This window comes from Cohnella rhizosphaerae, from assembly GCF_029525575.1.
Classification (GTDB): Bacteria; Bacillota; Bacilli; order Paenibacillales; family Paenibacillaceae; genus Cohnella; species Cohnella rhizosphaerae.
Map to the genome: position 1 here is coordinate 288,271 of NZ_JAPDIA010000007.1, position 16,624 is coordinate 304,894.

Here is a 16,624-nt window from a genome sequence, read left to right on the forward strand (position 1 = left end):
AACGTCCGCGGAGAACGTAAGGGTGAGACTGCCATGAGACTGGCAAAGGTCGCGATCCTGTTCGACCGCCGACAGGCCGAGCGTCGCTGGCGCTTCGGAATCAACGCATTCGAGCGTTATATCGCGGAAATTTTGGCCCATGCGGGTGTCCCGTTCGAAGAGGCGGAAGGCCCCGCCGGTCTGGACAACGAACGGTATGACATCGTGATCGTCGCCTGTGCGGAAGAGACGGCGGCGACGGCAGACGCACTTTGGCGCTTTGCGGAAAAGGGCGGCATCGTCGTCTCTTACGCGGGAATCGGCTGTCTGGCCAGAAAGCTGGGCTGCCGACCGTTGCCTGAGTTCGGGCCGGGATACGCCAAGCTGGCGGAGGGCGGCGAGAGGCCGGGCGAACTGCGGGACGAGATGCCGCCGTTGCGCTTCCTGCAAGCCAAGCCGTGGATCGCGCGCTCGAGCCCGACGGCAATGGCATCGGTACAGGCTGCGGACAGCGGCGTCTTGCGGAGCCGGCGTCCCGATGGCGAACGCGCCGGGGCCGCGCTGCAGCGATTCGCGGTCGGAAGCGGATGGATCGACCGCTGGTCCGTTAACATTCCGGTCACGGTCGTAGCGATGCAGCAAGGGACGGGACCGGTTTTGGAAGACGGCATGCCGGCTGGCGACGGGACGGCCGATATCGACGAAGGCACTTTAAAGGCGGACGACTGCTGCGCAATGGATTGGGAGCTGGACCGCCGCCGAACGGAGACAGGCACGCCATTCTTTGCCTATCCCTATGCGGATTACTGGCGCGAGGCCGCGATCGGCCACCTTGTCGGGCGGGCTGCGGAAGCGGGACTTGCGCTCCCGTTCGTCGGCCAGTGGCCGGACGGGGTGAAGGCCGCAGCCCTGTTTTCTCACGACAGCGATCTGAATCTGGATGAGCAGGCCGTGCGTACGCTGGAGGTTCTAAAAGAAAACGGCCTGACTTCGACCTGGTGCATGCTCGAGCCGGGTTATTCTCCCGAGGTATATGCCGGAGTCAAGCAGGCCGGCCATGAATTAGCCTTTCATTTTAATGGATTGGACATGGACAACGGCGTCTGGTCGGAAGAAGCGTTCAACCGGCAGCTTGCCTGGTTGAAGCAGGCCGCGGACATCGATGAGGTCGTCTCCAATAAAAACCACTATACCCGGTTCGAAGGCTGGGGAGAGTTGTTCGCCTGGTGCGAAAGGGCGGGGATCGGCGTCGATCAGACACGGGGACCGAGTAAAAAAGGAAACGTCGGTTTTCTGTTCGGCACTTGCCACCCGTATTTCCCGATCGCCTGGGCGGACGAGGGCAACAGGCTGTACGACGTGCTGGAGATCGGCTTTCTGACGCAGGACATCGACCACTATGCGCTGGCCGACTTCAGCGTCGTCCCTACCTTCCTGGAGCAGGCAGCTCGGGTGGAGGGCGTCGCGCATTTCCTCTCCCATCAGAATCATATCCACGGACAGTCCGACGTCGCCGCCGCCGTGGGCCGAATCGCGGAGGAAGCGCGCAGGCGCGGCTTCTCGTTCTGGACGAGCAGACGAATCAACGATTGGCAGCGCGCCCGCCGCACGGTCCGATGCGAAGGGTTCGACGCCGCGGGAGACCCGGTCGTGTCGGGTTCGCCGGGAGCCGCCGGCGCGGTCGTTTGGATTCCGGCGGTTCGGGATGCGGGCGGGCAAGCGGATGACGGGCCATTCACAATCAAATACGGCGTCCCGTGCCTGAAGAAGGTCGTGACGACGCAGGAGGAGGCGGGGCATTGACGCACCGCCCCGTAAGTCTGATTTTGGGCGGCCCTAGGGCCGCCGTTTTTTTGCCGCCTCAAGAATGCGGCTTTGCGGGTATATACAGAAGTACGGCCATGCGCTATGGAAAAGGGGGGAACGGGTTATGAAGCAGGCGACCATCATCATGAATCCTTCGTCGGGGAAAGAGGAGGCGCCGGCCTTCGTGGAGAGTGCCGCCGGACTGCTGCGCGCCCAGGGCTACGAGGTGGTGGTGAAGGAGACCGCCGCGGAGCTGGACGCGACCCGGTTCTGCGCGGAGGCTTGCGAGGCGCGCAGCGAGCTGGTCGTGTCGATCGGCGGGGACGGCACGCTGCACGAGACGATCAACGGGTTCGAAAATCAGGCGCACCGGCCGCGGCTCGGCATCGTTCCGCTCGGCACGGTGAACGACTTCGCGCGGGCGCTGCATATTCCGCTCGATCCGGAGGCGGCGGTATCCGCGCTTGCGTCCTCCCGGACGCGGCGGGTCGACGTCGGCCGGTTGAACGGGCGGCTGTTCGCCAATGTCGTCGCCGCCGGCCCGCTCGCCGAGACGCTGTCCGCGGTCACGTCGGAGGATAAATCCCGCTTCGGCGCGTTTGCCTATTTCAAAGAAGGCGCTAAGGATCTGCTGGGCCGCTCCGGGCATCCGCTCGTCATCCGTTACGACGATGCGGTCTGGGAAGGCGCTTCGCCGCTGTTCATCGCCGCGCTGACGAACTCGGTCGGCGGCTTCGAGCGGCTGGCGCCGGAAGCCGCCGTCGACGACGGCCTCATCCACGGCTTCATCGTCAAGGATTTGAGCTTTTTCCGTACGCTCACGGCGGGACTGTCGCTGCTGCGGGGTCACTTGCAAGATCATAAGGATGTTATTTACTTCACCGCCAAGCGCGTATCGGTGAGCTCTCCGAGTCCCGTCGGCACGAACGTGGACGGCGAGGCTGGACCGCCGCTGCCGCTTGCGCTCGACATTTTGCCGCGTCATCTCGACGTGGTCGTGCCCGAGGCGGCAGCCGGGTAGCGGATGAAGCGGAAGCTGCGGGCAAGACGGTCCGCCAGGAATGAAAGCAACACGCAGCCGGATGGGCATGCGTGTTGTTCGCGTCGTTAGACGGCGTCCGCTTTCAGCAAAATTCTTCCTCGCCCGTGCCTGGCTTCGCTTTTCTCCAGCGCCTGGGCCGCCTGGCTTAACGGGAATATCGAATCGATCTGCGCCTTAATCGTGCCTTCGGCCATGAGTTCCGTCAACTGACGGAGGTCCTCGCGGGATAGGAGCTTCGTATTGAATTTGGCCGTAACGCCATGCTTTCCGGCGTTCTCCTGGGAGGGATCCTGCGTCAAGGAGACGAAGATTCCGCCTTTCTTCAGCGCGGACCAGGACCTGGTCTCCGTCTCGCCGCCGACCGAATCGACCACCAGGTCCGCTTCCTTGACGACGTCCTCGAAGCGGGTCGTCGTATAATCGATGACTTGATCCGCGCCCAGCGACTTCACGAAGTCCAAGTTAGCGGCCGAAGCCGTGGCGATGACGGTCGCGCCCTTCCACTTGGCCAGCTGAACGGCAAACTGTCCGACGCCGCCTGCCGCCGCGTGAAGCAGAACGGTCTGCCCGGCCTGGAGCTCGCCCTCCGTGAACAGCGCCTTCCAGGCGGCCTCGGCGCCCGCTTTGATCGTCGCTGCCTCCTCGAAGGATAGGTTGTCGGGCAACGTCATCAGCTCCTGGGCTTTGGCCACGCCGTATTCGGCGTATGCGCCTCTGATCATGCCGAACACGCGGTCGCCGGGATTAAACGCGGTTACGCCCGGTCCGACCGCCTCGATCACGCCCGAAGCGTAGAAGCCGGGGGTATAGGGCATCGTGACGGGAAAAACGCTTTGCAGCCAGCCGTTGCGAATTTTGAAGTCGAGCGGAATGACCGCGGCGTACGCGATGCGAACGAGCGCTTCGTCCGCTTGCGCCCCCGGACGCTCGACCGTTTCCGCCTTCATAACCGCCGGACCGCCGTATTCGTGAACCCGGATCGCTTGCATGGTTGGGTTAGACATGTTGATCTCTCCTCTTTTTAGTTTAATCCTCTAGCGCAGCCGTAATTTTTTTTGGCCAACGCGACGAACTGCGCTTGTTCCTCGTCGCTTAAATTTTCGATCGTCATCTCGTCGATCTTGCTCCACGCTTGATTGACTTTCGCTTCATAATCCCGCCCCGCCTGGGTGAGCGATACGAGGGTGACCCGTTTATCCTCTTCGGAACGGCTGCAGGAGACGAGTCCCGCGTCCTCCAATCGACGAACGGACTTGGCGATGGTCGAGTGGTCGAGGCGAAGCGATCTGGAGAGGCTGTTCTGGGACTGGCCGTCCCGGTGCCACAGCTGCATGAGCACGAGCTCCTGACCGGGATACAAGCCCGCTTCCCGAAGCAGCTGTCCCGCTAAGCGATGATGCGAACGCGCAAGGCTGAAAATCGAGAAGCTGACGGGAAAGCGGGTAACCGCGCCGATTTCATTATCGTTAGCGTCGTCGTGGTTGTCGCTGTTCTTCAAATTCGTGTCCCCTCCTTTTATGTGGTCGTCAACATATTTCCTGAGCTTAAGATAACACGCAGATATGTTGCCGTCAACATATTTTATGTTGCCGACAACATAAAATTAATTAGCTTCATGAATCGCATGGCGCGGCGCAATATGGTAAAAAGAGAAAAAGGCTATTCGAAGCAGAGAAAAGAATTTTCGAGCGGGTCTTCAAGATCCGATATACGCAGAGAGCTTGAACGGTTAGGGGGAGATCGGATGCGGGCTGAAGTGATCATTCGCCATGCAGCGGCGGAAGATATCGCTGCGCTGCGCGACATATTTGTCCGCGCGTCGCTCGTCAACGAAGGCGCAAGAGAGCTCATGGCCGCCCATCCCGAATGGTTCGCATGGGACGACGCGATGCTGCCCTTCACGCGAGTCGCCGTCGCCGGGGAGCGGGTCGTCGGCTTCGCCTCGGCGCGCCCGGACGATGGCTTCCTCGAGCTTGAGGACCTGTTCACCGATCCCGACTGGATGCGCCAAGGCGTCGCAAGCGCGCTGGTCGCCGACATTGCGCGTCGCGGCTTGCGCATCGAGGTGTCGGCCAGTCCGGACGCATCAGGCTTTTACGAATCGGCGGGCTTCGTCGCCATAGGCATGGCCGAGACCGAAGGCGGACCCGCGCCGCGGATGTGCCTCGAAGCTTGGAGAGGAAGTTAAACCCGGACATACGCATCAAAAAAACACGGTCATGGCGACCGTGTTTTCGTTTTTTCCGCAAGCTTGGTGATCGACGCAATGTCCAGATCGGTTAACTGATCCAGAAAATGCCGGCGTATGGCCATGGCGACGATCGGGCGGGCATCGCTTAATGCCGATGTGCCGACGTCGGTGATGCCGACCAGAACGCCGCGATCCGCGTCCAGCGGCTTCCTCGTCACAAGTCCGCGCTTCTCCATCCGCGTCAGATGATGCGACAAGCGGCTCTTGTCCCAATCCATGGAGTCGGCCAGCTCTTGCTGCCGAAGCTTGCCGTCTCCCAGGAGGTCGAGCCGGTCCAACACGCCGTAGTCGCCCTCCGACAGTCCGGTATGCTCGGACATTTCTTTAATGACGCGGCCGAAGATGTTGTTAAAGGTACCTTTCCACTTATACCATAGTTGAAGTTCTTCCTGGCTCAGTTCGCGCTTATTCATGACAACATCATAGCACGGTTGACGTGTCAACCACAATACGTTATAGTAAATTTAAGTTGACGTATCAACCTAATAACAGTTCAATCAGGAGGAACATTCTCGATGGAAATGAACGAAAAGACGTTCACGCCGGTTATCTCGTTTAAACCAATCGTCCTGCCGGCCCCGGGCCGCGGCGAGGATCTGCAAGTGCGCGTGTCGGCCCCGGCTCAGGGGAGCCGACTGCCTGTCATTATTTTCTCGCATGGCTACGGCTGGTCGCTCGAGAGCTACGGTCCGCTGGTCGACGACTGGACCGCCCGCGGCTTCGCGGTTATTCAACCCACGCATCTCGACTCGCGGACGTTAAATCTACCTCCCGAAGATCCCCGCACGCCGCTCATCTGGCGATTCCGCGTGGATGACCTGAAGCGTATACTCGACCAGCTTGATCTTATCGAAGCGGCCGTTCCGGGCCTCGAGGGACGCCTCGACCGCAGCCGCATCGCCGCAGCAGGGCACTCATGGGGGAGGCCAATCGGTCAGCATGCTGCTCGGCGCGCGCGTGATAGACGGCCAGGGCGAATCGGGAGAGGACATGTCCGACTCGCGGATCAAGGCGGGCGTACTGCTGGCCACCCCCGGCCGCGGCGGCGCCGACTTGAGTCCGTTCGCGGCCGCGCATTTCCCGTTCATGAACCCCGACTTCTCAGGCATGAAGACGCCGACTCTGGTGGTCGCGGGAGACCATGACCAGTCCCGTCTGTCCACGCGGGGACCTGATTGGTTCACCGATCCCTACTTCCTGAGTCCGGGCAGCAAGAGTTTGCTTACGCTCTTCGGAGCGGAGCACACCCTTGGCGGCATCGCCGGCTACGACGTCGCGGAAACGACGGATGCGCATCCCGAACGGGTCGCGTTGCTCCGGCAAATCACGGGGGGCCTACCTTCGCGATGCGCTTCAGCTCGACGACGCCAGTTGGCCGGCAGCCCGCCAAGCGCTGGAGGAGACCGCCAATCCGCTCGGCCGTATCGAGTCGAAGCATTGACCAAGGCCGCGCGGCCTGGCGGCGTCGAGTGCCGCTAACGCGCACCATCACATCGCCCTGTGGGCCGTTAGCGGCACGAAATGCCGCTAACGCCCGCCGCCACACCGCTCCCTATTAGACCCGCTCGCGAGCCTGCAGAGTAATTTTTTTCCTTTACAGCACCATTTAGACCGGTTCGCGGGTCACTGTCACAGCGGAACACGCCGCCGCGCGGGACACCCTCTTTCATTTTTGTCAAACTAAAAGAAACCTTTCCTCGGCCAGATGGAGACATCACCCGGCCGCACACCAAGGAAAGGTTTTTTTCAGGTGGGAAGAATACTTCCCCTATCGTCTTGTCGCGTTGTCCTGCAGACGACGCTATACAGGAGCTATCGCTTGAGCAATCGGCCTCGAGCTTAATCTGTTATGGTTTTCTCCCCAAGCGCACATCGTCTCCAGCACCGGTACCATCGTTTTCCCATAATCGCTTAGCGCGTACTCGACTTTTGGAGGGACCGAAGGATAGATCGTCCGCGTCACCAGCTTGTCGGCTTCGAGCTCCCGCAGATGCTGCGCGAGCATTTTCTGGGTTACCTCTGGAATCAGCTTTTCCAGCTCGCTGAATCGTTTGGCGGCGTCCAGCAGGTGCCACAGGATTAGGGGCTTCCACTTCCCGCCCAACAATTGGATCACCGTTTCGATGGGGCATTTCCTCTCCGCAGCCGTCTCCGCGTTCGTTTCCATGCCAGCCCTCCTCAGTCATGCTTACTTTTAAGTAAGTGCCCTACAAAAAAGTGGGTGCTTACGAAGATTTTATGCCTCATGGTAGGCTGGAGTCAATTCGAGGGCAACGCCATGTATCCATCCTGCCATAGAAAGAGGGAATCGCAAAATGAAAATCGTTGTGTTCGGCGCGACGGGAAATACGGGGAAAAGGGTACTGGCGCAGGGCGTCCGTACGGGACACGAAATGACCGCCTTCGTGCGCGATCCGGAGAAGCTGCATGCGCAGCAAGAAGGGCGGATCGCCGGGCAAGTCACGGTGATCGCGCAGGATATCATGGACCCGGAGAGCGTCTTCGCGGCGTTAGCGCATCAGGACGTCGCCATACTGGCCGCCGGCCATGCGGGCCAAGGAGAGACGTTCGTTCGCATCGTCGACAACATCCTTAGCCAGTGCGAGCGCCAGCCTCTTTTTTCCGGACGCGTATGGATGATGGGAGGGGCCGGCCTGCTCGATATTCCGCATACCGGACTTATCGGCAACGATTTGCCGGGCTTTCCTCCGGCTTTCCAATACCACAACAGGAACTTGGAGCGGCTGCGGCGGACCGGGCTTGACTGGTCGGTCATGTGTCCGGGCACGATGGTCGAGTCAAATGCGGAGGTGCCTCTCAATCGTTTGCACGTAACGACGGAAGTCTTGCCGCTGGCGCTTCCAGAGACGATCCGGGAGCTGTCCGAAGCCGAATTGGCCGGACTCCTGTTCAGCAGGCTTCAGGAGCTGGATGTGTCCTACGAGGACGCTGCGAATTGCATGTTGAACCATGCGGAGCTTGCAGGGCCGTTCAAAGGCAAAAGGGTGGGTCTCGCCTATCGAAGCGAGATGCCCGCGAACTAACCGGGAAGGAGGGGATGGCGTGTACGCATGGCTGCTTGTTTTGCATATTCTCGCTGCGGTCGCGGTGATCGGCTCAGCGTTCCTGGCGCCGATCGTCCGAAGATCGGCCCGAACGGCCGCCCAGCTTCGCTTTGTTTTCGACGCGACGGCCACGGTTGCCTTGTTGTCTAAACTCGGCGCCGCGGTGCTCGTATTGACCGGTATTTGGCTGATGATCATCGCCGATACGGGGTTCTCCCAGATGTGGCTCAATCTTTCCATCCTGCTGTCGCTCATCCTGGCGGCCACGATCGGCGGATTCATCGAGCCGCGCGTCAAACGCCTCAAGCGGATCGCGTCGGAAAGCCAAGGCCATGGATTATCCGCCGATGTCGGTCTGGCGATGCGGAAGCTCGTGCTCTGGGAGACGACCGCGCAACTGCTGGCGCTGGCCGTGACCGTGCTGATGGTCGTTAAGCCGGCGCTGAACGCATGAGCTTGCTCCAACGGGATCATCGCCAAGTCCCGGAGCGTCTATCGCGTATCGTGCAAAAGTACATGAAAGGTTGGGGTGCGGTACTGCCTGCCCGATCCTCTTCACATTTGCCTGGATAGGAAATAGACGGCGCGGCATCGATGCGGACAGCGGCGCATAAATTGAATCGACAGGAGCGTTGTCCACGTCTTTGTACAGGGAGGCATCCCGTGAACGAGCTTCAGATTCAAATCGACGGCATGACCTGCAGCGCCTGCTCGGCACGAATCGAGAAGGCGCTGCTGCGCATGGAAGGCATGCGGCAGGCGGCCGTGAGCCTGGCGACTTCGACGGCCGGCGTTCGCTGGGAGGGGGGACGGCATTCGGGGCGAGCAGATCGTGGACCGAATCCGTACGCTCGGCTACGGCGCCGCGATACTCGCGCGAGACAAGCCGCCTTCGCATACGGACGAAGCCGCGTCTTACCGGCGCCGGTTCTGGATCACGACGGCGCTGTCGCTGCCGCTCCTTGTCGCGATGGCGGCTCATGTATTCGGCATGCCCGGCTCGGCGGTCCCAGGAGGGCTTCTGAACGCGCTCCTGCATCCGCTTATGCAGCTGGCATTGGGATCGGTCCTGCTGAGCTATGCAGGCTATCCTTTTTTACAGGGGCGCTTATCACGCGCTAAAGCAGGGCTTCCCCAACATGGACGTGCTGATCGCGCTCAGCACGTCGATCGCTTACTTGTACAGCCAATATCAGGTGTTCCGGTCGGGCTCGGCGCATATGCTTTATTTCGATTCGATCGCGATGGTCCTTGTCGCCGTCACCTTGGGCAAATGGCTTGAAGCGATCGCGAAGGGCAATGCCCTGCGGAGCCTGGAATCCCTGTCCGGACTGCAGCCCGGGACGGCGAGCGTCGTCCGCGACGGCCGCGCGGAGACCGTGCTGTCCGGCGAGCTGCGACCCGGCGATCTCGCGGCGGTAGGTCCGCTCGATTGGGTGCCGGCGGACGGCGCGATCGAGGAAGGAACCGTGGAGGTGGACGAATCGCTGCTGACCGGGGGAGTCGGCCGTCACGGTCCGGCATCCCGGCGAGCGGCTGTACGCGGGGACGCGCCTCGTCGGGGGGAGCGCCCGGCTCCGCATCGAGCGCAGCGGTACGCTTACGCGCCTGGCGAAGATGATCTCGCTGGTCGAGGCGGCGCAGCTCTCCAAGCCGCAGATCGCGCGCCGGGTAGATCGGATCGCGGCCTATTTCGTGCCGGGCATTCTCCTGCTGGCCATCGTAACCTTTATCGTCCATATGAGAACGGCGACGACCGGGGAAGCCGTCGGCATCGCGATGGCCGTCCTGTTGACCGCATGCCCGTGCGCCCTCGGCCTCGCGACGCCGATCTCCGTGTTGATCGCGTCCGGCATGGCGCTGAAGGCGGGCATCGTCATCAAGGACGCAGGCTTGCTGGAGACGCTCAGCCGGGCGGACGCGTTCCTGTTCGACAAGTCGGGGACGCTGACCTACGGCAGACCGGCCGTGAGCGGGATCGAAGGCGATTGGCCCCCTGAGCAGCTGCTGCGGCTGGCCGCGTCGCTCGAGTCGATGTCGGCGCATCCCTTCGCCCAGGCCATCGTCCGGGAGGCGGGGGTCCGGGAGCTGCGGCCGGCTCCCGTCGAACGCTTCGTCGAGCGCCCCGGGATGGGCGTGGCCGGCACCGTCGAAGGCATGCGGGTCGTCGTCGGCAGCGCGGCGTGGCTGGAGGCGTACGGCATTCGTCGGTTTGACCCGATAATTGACCCGATGATTGACCCGATGACCGCCGGGAAAGGGGAAGCGGCCGGCGATTCCGTCGTACATATCGGGATTAACGGACGGCGTGCCGGTCTGATTCGTCTCCATGAGCAGCTCCGGGAGGATGCGGGGCGGACGGTGCGCGCGCTCTCGGCGCACGGCGAAGTATGGATGGCGACCGGAGACCGCGAGCGGGCGGCGGCCCGCATCGGCGCGTTGGCGGGCATTCGCCGCGTCCGGGCGGGGCTGCTGCCGGAGCAGAAGCTGAACCTGCTGCGGGAGGTGAGGGCCGGGAAAGGCCGGGCCGGTAAAAGGCGGGTCGTCATGATCGGCGACGGCGCGAACGACAGCGCCGCGCTGGCGGCCGCCGACGTCGGCATCGCGATGGCCTCCGGTCATGCGGCCGCGCTGGAGACGGGCGATATCGTCATCGTCGGCGGGCGTCTGTCCCAGGTGGCCGAAGTGCATGCGTTGGCCGGGCGTACGATGCGGAACATCCGGCAAAACCTGCTGCTCGCGCTCGTGTACAACGCAGCCATGATCCCGCTGGCCGCGGCGGGCCTGCTGGACCCGCGTCTCGCCTGCATCGGCATGGCGTTGAGCTCGCTGCTCGTCGTCGGCAACGCGGTCCGGCTGCGGAGAACGGCGTTCGGACGCCGGACGGGGCGCCCTTGAACGGCGGCGATATCGCGTTGGCCGTCGTCGCGGGCCTGACGGGGGCGCCGCATTGCATCGCGATGTGCGGCGGTATCGGCGCCTCGATCGCGATGGAGGCGCGGCGAAGCGCCGCCGCCTCGTTGATCGCCTATCACGCGGGGCGAATCGCCACCTACGGCGTGACCGGGGCCGCGATGGGCGCGGCGGGTTCTTTCCTGAAGGCCGCTGGCGAGCTGGTCGGCCTGCGCGGGGCGGCCAGCATCCTGGGCGGGCTTCTCATCATCCTGTGGGCCTGGCGGCGAATCTCGCTTCCGGTTTATCGCATCAAGCTGCCGGGCCGGGGGCGGACCAGCCGGCCGGCGGCCGGGACCGCGAACGTGTCGAAGCTTGAGGCGTACGGGGCGTTTCTGTCGGGCCTCAGTCTGGGCTTGCTGCCCTGCGGCCTCACGTACGCGATGCAGATGAAGGCTGCCGCGACGGGGGCCTGGGCGGAAGGGACGGCCCTGCTGCTCATCTTCGGACTCACGACGTTCCCGATGCTTTTCCTGTTCGCGATGACCGCGCGGCGCATGAGCCGCGGCTGGAGGCTGAGGCTCGCAGGCGCAGGCCGCTATCTCGCTTACACGATGGGCATCCTGTCGATCTTGAAAGGCTGCAGCGCGAACGGATGGATCCCTTCGATCCACCCGTGGCTCTGGTAAGCCGCGCTCACGAACGGCCGGCCTCGAAGGGATGTCGGACGACGACCTCCTTTTCGCCGATCGTCATTCGGGCTTCCAGGACCCACCGTCCCGTCATGACCGGGATGACGGTCGCCGCGTACGCGCCAGCCCTGCCGGTCCTCTCTGCTTCGGCGGTGAACATGCCGCAGAACATGCCCGGCATCCAATACTTCAGCGTCAGCCGCCCGATTGACGCCGGCATGCCGGACCGATCCGCGATCTCGACGACAAACCGGCTCGGCTCCAGGGCGGCCGCAGAGCGGGCGGGCGAGCGTACGGTGATCCGGTATTCGCCGTCCAGCTTCGAAGATTCCGCCGGCAGCGCGGAAGCGCGGGACGAATAGACGTACCACAACGCAAGGCCGACGGCCGCGACGAGCGCCATCGGCCTGATCGCGCGCTTCAGGAGCGATCCCATGGCGTGCGCCTCCCTTTTTCGCGAATAGGAAAGGATAAGTTTCACCGGTACGTATCTGATTTGTCTCCGATAAAAACGTTCTCCTGACGGTTTTCTTGCTCCCCCGCATGTATATGTCTTCCGGGATCGTCCTTATGATCGCGAAACGGTTGCGCGGGCGGTCTGCGCGCATTATCGCGGCTCATTGATTTACAGTGCCGGGCCCATGACCGCCCTTGAATTCGCCTCTGATTCCGCTTTGTTCCTCCACCGCCGCAGATCGCGAAAAAATGTGATATGAATCGCAAAAATGTGAACTTTCCCGCCTGTTCCTCCCGAGGCTATACTGATCGCAAGACAGGATACGTTAGGGGAGAACGCATGCAAAGCGTGACGAGAAAGTGGAAAATATACGTCATTCACCATTCGCATACGGACATCGGATATACGGAAAGACAGGAAAAAATCGAGCAGTATCACGTGGACTTTATCCGGCAGGCGCTCAAGATCAGCGAAGCCTCCCATACGGCCGAGCATCCCGAGTGGAAGGGCTTCAAGTGGACTTGCGAGACGTTCTGGGCCGTCGAGCGGTTCCTCGAAGAAGCGACGGACGAGGAAAAGGACCGCTTCGTGCAGGCGCTCCGCAGGGGCGATATCGAGCTGTCCGGCACGTACTTGAACATGACGGAGCTGGCAGGCTACGAGCTCCTTGCCGACATGGCCGGACGGGCCGGCAAGTTCGCGGCGTCGCACGGCCTGCGCGTCCGCTCGGCGATGACGGCGGACATTAACGGCTACAGCTGGGGCTATTCGCAAGCGATGGCGGACGCCGGCATCGAGCATCTGCTGAGCTGCATCCATACGCATCACGGCATGTTCGCGATCGGGCGCAAGCAGTTCCCGTTCTACTGGGAGACGCCCAAAGGTGACCGCTTGCTCGTGTGGAGCGGCGAGCACTATATGATGGGCAACGACCTCGGCATCAATCCGGACGGGACGCTCTCCTATTCCGTCCGCGACGAGACGCCGATCTGGGGTATCGCCGAGGACCACTGGAAGATCGCGGAGACGAGAATTAACCGTTACCTGTCGCAGCTGGAGAAGGAGGACTACCCGTACGACTTCGCCCTGGTCAACGTCATGGGCCTGCTGCGCGACAACGCCGCGCCGAACGGCCGCATCATGAGCTTCATTCAGGCGTGGAACGCGAAGCACGGCGACCGGATCGAGATCGAGATGACCACGCTGAACCGCTACTTCGACCTGGTGAAGGAGCAGGACGCGCCGATCCCGGTCTACAGAGGCGATTGGCCGGATTGGTGGTCCGACGGCGTCGCCTCCACCGCCATGCATACCCAGATATTCCGCGGCGCGCAGCGCGCGTTGTCCGTCGTCAAGAAGCTTGACCCGGATAGACTAAGCGTCAAGCAAGAAGAAATCGAGGAAGCGCAGCGGCAATTAATCATGTACGCCGAACATACGTGGGGCTATCACTCCTCGATCTCCGAGCCGTGGCATCCGATGGTGCAGGAGCTGGGCGTCCGCAAGGAGGCGTACGCGGCCAATGCGAGCCGCCTGGTCCAGCGTTCGCTCGACCGCGTGCTGCGGGATCGCGGGGACGTGCTGCTGCGGGCGGGCCGCGCGTTCACCTATCAAGTCGTCAACCCGTTCGACGAGCCGATCGAGGATTTGGCATATTTCTACCTGGAAGAGCAGTGGGAAGCCGATTATTATAGAAACGGTCTGGAAGTGATTGAGGAACAAACGGGCGAGCTCGTGCCGCATCAGCAGGAGAAAGTGAGCCGGGGCTACCAGATCGCGATCATGGCCAAGCTCGGCGCGCGGGAAGAGAAGCGCTACGTCATTCGCGAGGCTTCGGGGCAGTCTGCGGGGCGCACGACGAGCAGCACGCGTCTAATCGGCGCGGACCGGATCCACGATATCCGGGACCTGGTGCCGCTGGCCGGCGCCGCCGATCAAGCGGCCGTGACCGAGAACGGCATCGAGACGCCGCATATGCGGATCGCGTGGCGGAGCGGAGCGGGTATCGTCTCCTGGGTCGACAAGGGAACGGGCAAGGAGCTTATCGATCCGAACCAGGCGCACGCCGCTTTTACCCCCGTATACGAAGTGACGGCAGGCGAGCACGGCGACCAGATGACGGTCCGCCGGATCATGGGCCGCAACCGCAAGGGCATGAACGCGAAGCGCTCCGCGGGTACGCTGACCGGCGTCAGAGCGATAACGGACGGCCCGCTGTACGCGGTCGTGGAGCTGCGCTACGAGGTCGAAGGGATGAGCCACTACTCGCTGTTCCTGAAGGTGTACAAGGACCAGGCGCGAGCGGACGTCTCCGTGCGCATGCACAAGACGAGCGTGTGGGAGCCGGAAAACGTGTACGTGTCCCTGCCGTTCCTGCGGGCGGACGGCGGCGAGCTGTGGTTCGACAAGGCGGGGGCGGCCGTCCGGCCGGGCATCGACCAGATTCCGGGCACGCTGACCGACTTCTACTGCATCCAGGACGGACTGGCGCTCGTGTCGCCGTCGGGAGGCCTGGCGATCGCGACGCCGGATACGCCGCTGATGCAGACCGGACCGCTCGCGTTCGGCGAGCGCAAGGTGCAGGGCCAGGCGCGGGACGAGGCGCCGACCTTGTACGCGTGGGTGCTGACGAATTACTGGGAGACCAACTTCAAGGCGACGCTGGGCGGCTTTTACGAATTCCGCTATACGCTGCAGTGGGGCGGGGCGCTGAATACGGCAGAGAATGCCCTGGGCGTCAACCGCAGCGTAAACGCGGGTACCGTGGCGTTTAGAAGCGTATAATTTTGATATCATGAGAAGGGCGGCGTCTCTCTGCGGAGAGAAGCCCTTTTTTGCGCTTATGCCGCCGGGAAGGAGCGAATCGCATGCGACGCCTGTTAATCGTGGACGACGAACGGATCGAGAGAGAGGGCCTGCGGAACCTGATTCGCAGCTGCCAGCTGGAGCTGGAGACGCTGACGGCGGAGAACGGGGAGAAAGCCCTCGATATCGTTCGGCGCGAGCCGGTCGATATCGTGCTCACGGATATTAAGATGCCGTTCATGGACGGCTTGGAGCTGTCGGAGAGAATCAGGGAAGAAAAGCCGGACATCGAAATCATTATTTACAGCGCTTTCAACGAATTCGAATATGCCAGGCGGGCGCTTCGCACGAACGTAGCGAACTATCTGCTCAAGCCGATTCAAGTGCCGGAGTTCCTCTCCGCGCTGCGCGAGGCGATCGCCGCCTGCGAGGAAAAAGAGGCGGGCCGCATGCGCGAGCTGCAGCTGCAGGAAGGCTACGAACGCGGAATCGCCTACGAGCGGGAAAAAATGCTGCTGGACGCGATCAACGCGCCGCGAAGCGGCAGGCTCCCCGCATCCCCGCCTTCGCCGGGCGCTTCCGGCACGCCGGAGGCGATTCATCTGCTGCTCGTGGAATGCCCGAACCATTTTTTCGATATGCATAACGACGCTTTTGTCGCGATGCTTCAGGCGTGCGTGACCGATGCGTTCGATTACCTGAACGTGAACGAAAGCCAAAGCATCGTCTTCGTCCGCCATCCGGCCCCGCTGTCTACGGAGGCGCTCCGGTCGCTGGCCGAGACGATCTCATTAGGCGCCTCCGCGCGCTTCGGCCAGAAGGTAAGCATCGTCGTCGGCGCGGCCGCAGACGGCTGGGATCGCGTACACGAAGCCTACGGCAGCATCGAGCGGCTGCTGGAATACCGCTTTTTTATGGACGACCGGCCGATCCTCTTTTCCGAAGCGCAATTTTCCGAAGCCCCCCTTTAACGAAAACGAATTGAACGCGATGGTGGACAAGCTCTACCAGTGCCTGGCGTACCAGGACGTGCAGGGGGCCAAGTACGGGATCGAGCTGCTGTTTTCTTACCTGAAAACGAAAGGGCATTTCTCGTCGCTCTATACCAAATTCCTCTGCTCGGAGATTTTGTCCAGAGCCCTGGCGAAGGAGCACAAGAGCCGCCTGCCCGTCATGAACGAGTACCTGGACAAAATATCCCGCTGCGCTTCCCTGCACGACCTGAAACAGGTCATGTTCGACATTTTCGATCTCGTCGAAGCGGGCTTCGTCTCCGGGGCCAAAGCCGAATCCGCGAACAAGATCATCGAACAGATCAAGCAGCTTATCGGGGAAAATTACGATCAGGACCTCTCCCTGGAAGGCCTGGCGAACCAGGTGTATCTGACCCCGAGCTACCTGAGCTACCTGTTCAAGAAAGAGACCGGGCAAAGCCTGATCCGATACATTACGCAGGTGCGGATGGAGAAGGCAGCCGAGCTGCTGCGGGATACGAACATCAAGATCGTGGATATTTGCAGTATGCTGGGGTACCGGAGCTCCAACTATTTCATCCAGTCTTTCCGGCAATATTACGGCGTCACCCCGGCCAAATACAGGGAGGCAACTCCGTAAAAAACCTGTTCAAATCATAAA

At 62.1% G+C, this 16,624-nt stretch carries 16 protein-coding genes and 2 pseudogenes; 13 read left to right on the top strand and 5 right to left on the bottom strand.

What is annotated here, in order from left to right; genetic code table 11:
• Window positions 1-33 precede the first annotated feature (33 nt).
• Window positions 34-1,782: a polysaccharide deacetylase family protein gene (locus OMP40_RS19125; protein ID WP_277533746.1), complete on the top strand. Its 1,749-nt coding sequence runs from the start codon at window positions 34-36 to the stop codon at window positions 1,780-1,782.
• Window positions 1,783-1,909: 127 nt separating this feature from the next.
• Complete coding sequence (locus tag OMP40_RS19130; protein WP_277533747.1) at window positions 1,910-2,806, top strand: diacylglycerol/lipid kinase family protein; 897 nt, start codon at window positions 1,910-1,912, stop codon at window positions 2,804-2,806.
• A gap of 86 nt (window positions 2,807-2,892) precedes the next feature.
• Here the strand turns inward: OMP40_RS19130 and OMP40_RS19135 are convergent, their stop codons facing one another.
• Complete coding sequence (locus OMP40_RS19135; protein WP_277533748.1) at window positions 2,893-3,831, bottom strand: NADP-dependent oxidoreductase; 939 nt, start codon at window positions 3,829-3,831, stop codon at window positions 2,893-2,895.
• A gap of 17 nt (window positions 3,832-3,848) precedes the next feature.
• Window positions 3,849-4,325 carry a MarR family winged helix-turn-helix transcriptional regulator gene (locus OMP40_RS19140; RefSeq protein WP_277533751.1) on the bottom strand — a complete coding sequence of 159 codons (477 nt, stop codon included), beginning with the start codon at window positions 4,323-4,325 and terminating at the stop codon, window positions 3,849-3,851.
• Between the two features lie 246 nt (window positions 4,326-4,571).
• Here OMP40_RS19140 and OMP40_RS19145 point away from each other — a divergent pair, with 246 nt between their 5' ends.
• Entirely contained in the window at window positions 4,572-5,015 is a 444-nt protein-coding gene (locus tag OMP40_RS19145) for a GNAT family N-acetyltransferase (RefSeq protein ID WP_277533753.1), read from the top strand.
• A gap of 29 nt (window positions 5,016-5,044) precedes the next feature.
• Here the strand turns inward: OMP40_RS19145 and OMP40_RS19150 are convergent, their stop codons facing one another.
• Window positions 5,045-5,491: a MarR family winged helix-turn-helix transcriptional regulator gene (locus OMP40_RS19150; protein ID WP_277533754.1), complete on the bottom strand. Its 447-nt coding sequence runs from the start codon at window positions 5,489-5,491 to the stop codon at window positions 5,045-5,047.
• 102 nt (window positions 5,492-5,593) lie between these two features.
• Here OMP40_RS19150 and OMP40_RS19155 point away from each other — a divergent pair.
• Window positions 5,594-6,519, top strand: a pseudogene (locus tag OMP40_RS19155) (alpha/beta hydrolase family protein).
• Between the two features lie 360 nt (window positions 6,520-6,879).
• Here OMP40_RS19155 and OMP40_RS19160 read toward each other — a convergent pair.
• Window positions 6,880-7,245 (bottom strand): winged helix-turn-helix transcriptional regulator, encoded by a 366-nt coding sequence (locus OMP40_RS19160; RefSeq protein ID WP_277533755.1) that lies wholly within the window; start codon window positions 7,243-7,245, stop codon window positions 6,880-6,882.
• A gap of 148 nt (window positions 7,246-7,393) precedes the next feature.
• On the opposite strand from OMP40_RS19160, the gene OMP40_RS19165 reads away from it, so the two are divergent.
• The 6 genes and pseudogenes from OMP40_RS19165 (at window position 7,394) to OMP40_RS19190 (ending at window position 11,724) form a co-directional block, all read left to right on the top strand.
• Window positions 7,394-8,122, top strand: a complete 729-nt coding sequence (locus tag OMP40_RS19165) for an NAD(P)-dependent oxidoreductase (protein ID WP_277533757.1) — start codon at window positions 7,394-7,396, stop codon at window positions 8,120-8,122.
• 19 nt (window positions 8,123-8,141) lie between these two features.
• Window positions 8,142-8,597 (top strand): DUF2269 family protein, encoded by a 456-nt coding sequence (locus OMP40_RS19170; RefSeq protein ID WP_277533759.1) that lies wholly within the window; start codon window positions 8,142-8,144, stop codon window positions 8,595-8,597.
• 209 nt (window positions 8,598-8,806) lie between these two features.
• Complete coding sequence (locus tag OMP40_RS19175) at window positions 8,807-9,265, top strand: heavy-metal-associated domain-containing protein (protein WP_277533761.1); 459 nt, start codon at window positions 8,807-8,809, stop codon at window positions 9,263-9,265.
• Window positions 9,266-9,387: 122 nt separating this feature from the next.
• A pseudogene (locus OMP40_RS41975) lies at window positions 9,388-9,579 on the top strand (hypothetical protein); the annotation flags it as partial.
• Window positions 9,580-9,679: 100 nt separating this feature from the next.
• Entirely contained in the window at window positions 9,680-11,041 is a 1,362-nt protein-coding gene (locus tag OMP40_RS19185; protein WP_277534896.1) for a heavy metal translocating P-type ATPase, read from the top strand.
• On the top strand, window positions 11,038-11,724 hold the full coding sequence (locus OMP40_RS19190; RefSeq protein WP_277533766.1) for a sulfite exporter TauE/SafE family protein: 687 nt from the start codon (window positions 11,038-11,040) through the stop codon (window positions 11,722-11,724). Before OMP40_RS19185 ends, OMP40_RS19190 begins: the two co-directional genes overlap by 4 nt.
• A 7-nt stretch (window positions 11,725-11,731) precedes the next feature.
• Here the strand turns inward: OMP40_RS19190 and OMP40_RS19195 are convergent, their stop codons facing one another.
• Complete coding sequence (locus OMP40_RS19195; protein ID WP_277533767.1) at window positions 11,732-12,163, bottom strand: FixH family protein; 432 nt, start codon at window positions 12,161-12,163, stop codon at window positions 11,732-11,734.
• A gap of 369 nt (window positions 12,164-12,532) precedes the next feature.
• Here OMP40_RS19195 and OMP40_RS19200 point away from each other — a divergent pair, with 369 nt between their 5' ends.
• The 3 genes from OMP40_RS19200 (at window position 12,533) to OMP40_RS19210 (ending at window position 16,603) form a co-directional block, all read left to right on the top strand.
• Window positions 12,533-14,968, top strand: a complete 2,436-nt coding sequence (locus OMP40_RS19200; RefSeq protein ID WP_277533768.1) for a glycoside hydrolase family 38 N-terminal domain-containing protein — start codon at window positions 12,533-12,535, stop codon at window positions 14,966-14,968.
• An 83-nt stretch (window positions 14,969-15,051) separates the two neighbouring features.
• The gene (locus OMP40_RS19205; protein WP_277533769.1) at window positions 15,052-15,960 is read left to right on the top strand and encodes a response regulator; all 909 of its coding nucleotides are present in this window, start codon (window positions 15,052-15,054) and stop codon (window positions 15,958-15,960) included.
• Between the two features lie 19 nt (window positions 15,961-15,979).
• Complete coding sequence (locus OMP40_RS19210; RefSeq protein WP_277534897.1) at window positions 15,980-16,603, top strand: helix-turn-helix transcriptional regulator; 624 nt, start codon at window positions 15,980-15,982, stop codon at window positions 16,601-16,603.
• Window positions 16,604-16,624: the final 21 nt, after the last annotated feature.

Bases quoted from the DNA above. Each gene is read 5' to 3' on its own strand.
- OMP40_RS19210 (WP_277534897.1), top strand. From the start codon at position 15,980: ATGGTGGACAAGCTCTACCAGTGCCTGGCGTACCAGGACGTGCAGGGG.
- OMP40_RS19195 (WP_277533767.1), bottom strand. From the start codon at position 12,163: ATGGGATCGCTCCTGAAGCGCGCGATCAGGCCGATGGCGCTCGTCGCG.
- OMP40_RS19160 (WP_277533755.1), bottom strand. From the start codon at position 7,245: ATGGAAACGAACGCGGAGACGGCTGCGGAGAGGAAATGCCCCATCGAA.
- OMP40_RS19150 (WP_277533754.1), bottom strand. From the start codon at position 5,491: ATGAATAAGCGCGAACTGAGCCAGGAAGAACTTCAACTATGGTATAAG.
- OMP40_RS19135 (WP_277533748.1), bottom strand. From the start codon at position 3,831: ATGTCTAACCCAACCATGCAAGCGATCCGGGTTCACGAATACGGCGGT.
- OMP40_RS19205 (WP_277533769.1), top strand. From the start codon at position 15,052: ATGCGACGCCTGTTAATCGTGGACGACGAACGGATCGAGAGAGAGGGC.
- OMP40_RS19145 (WP_277533753.1), top strand. From the start codon at position 4,572: ATGCGGGCTGAAGTGATCATTCGCCATGCAGCGGCGGAAGATATCGCT.
- OMP40_RS19125 (WP_277533746.1), top strand. From the start codon at position 34: ATGAGACTGGCAAAGGTCGCGATCCTGTTCGACCGCCGACAGGCCGAG.
- OMP40_RS19165 (WP_277533757.1), top strand. From the start codon at position 7,394: ATGAAAATCGTTGTGTTCGGCGCGACGGGAAATACGGGGAAAAGGGTA.
- OMP40_RS19130 (WP_277533747.1), top strand. From the start codon at position 1,910: ATGAAGCAGGCGACCATCATCATGAATCCTTCGTCGGGGAAAGAGGAG.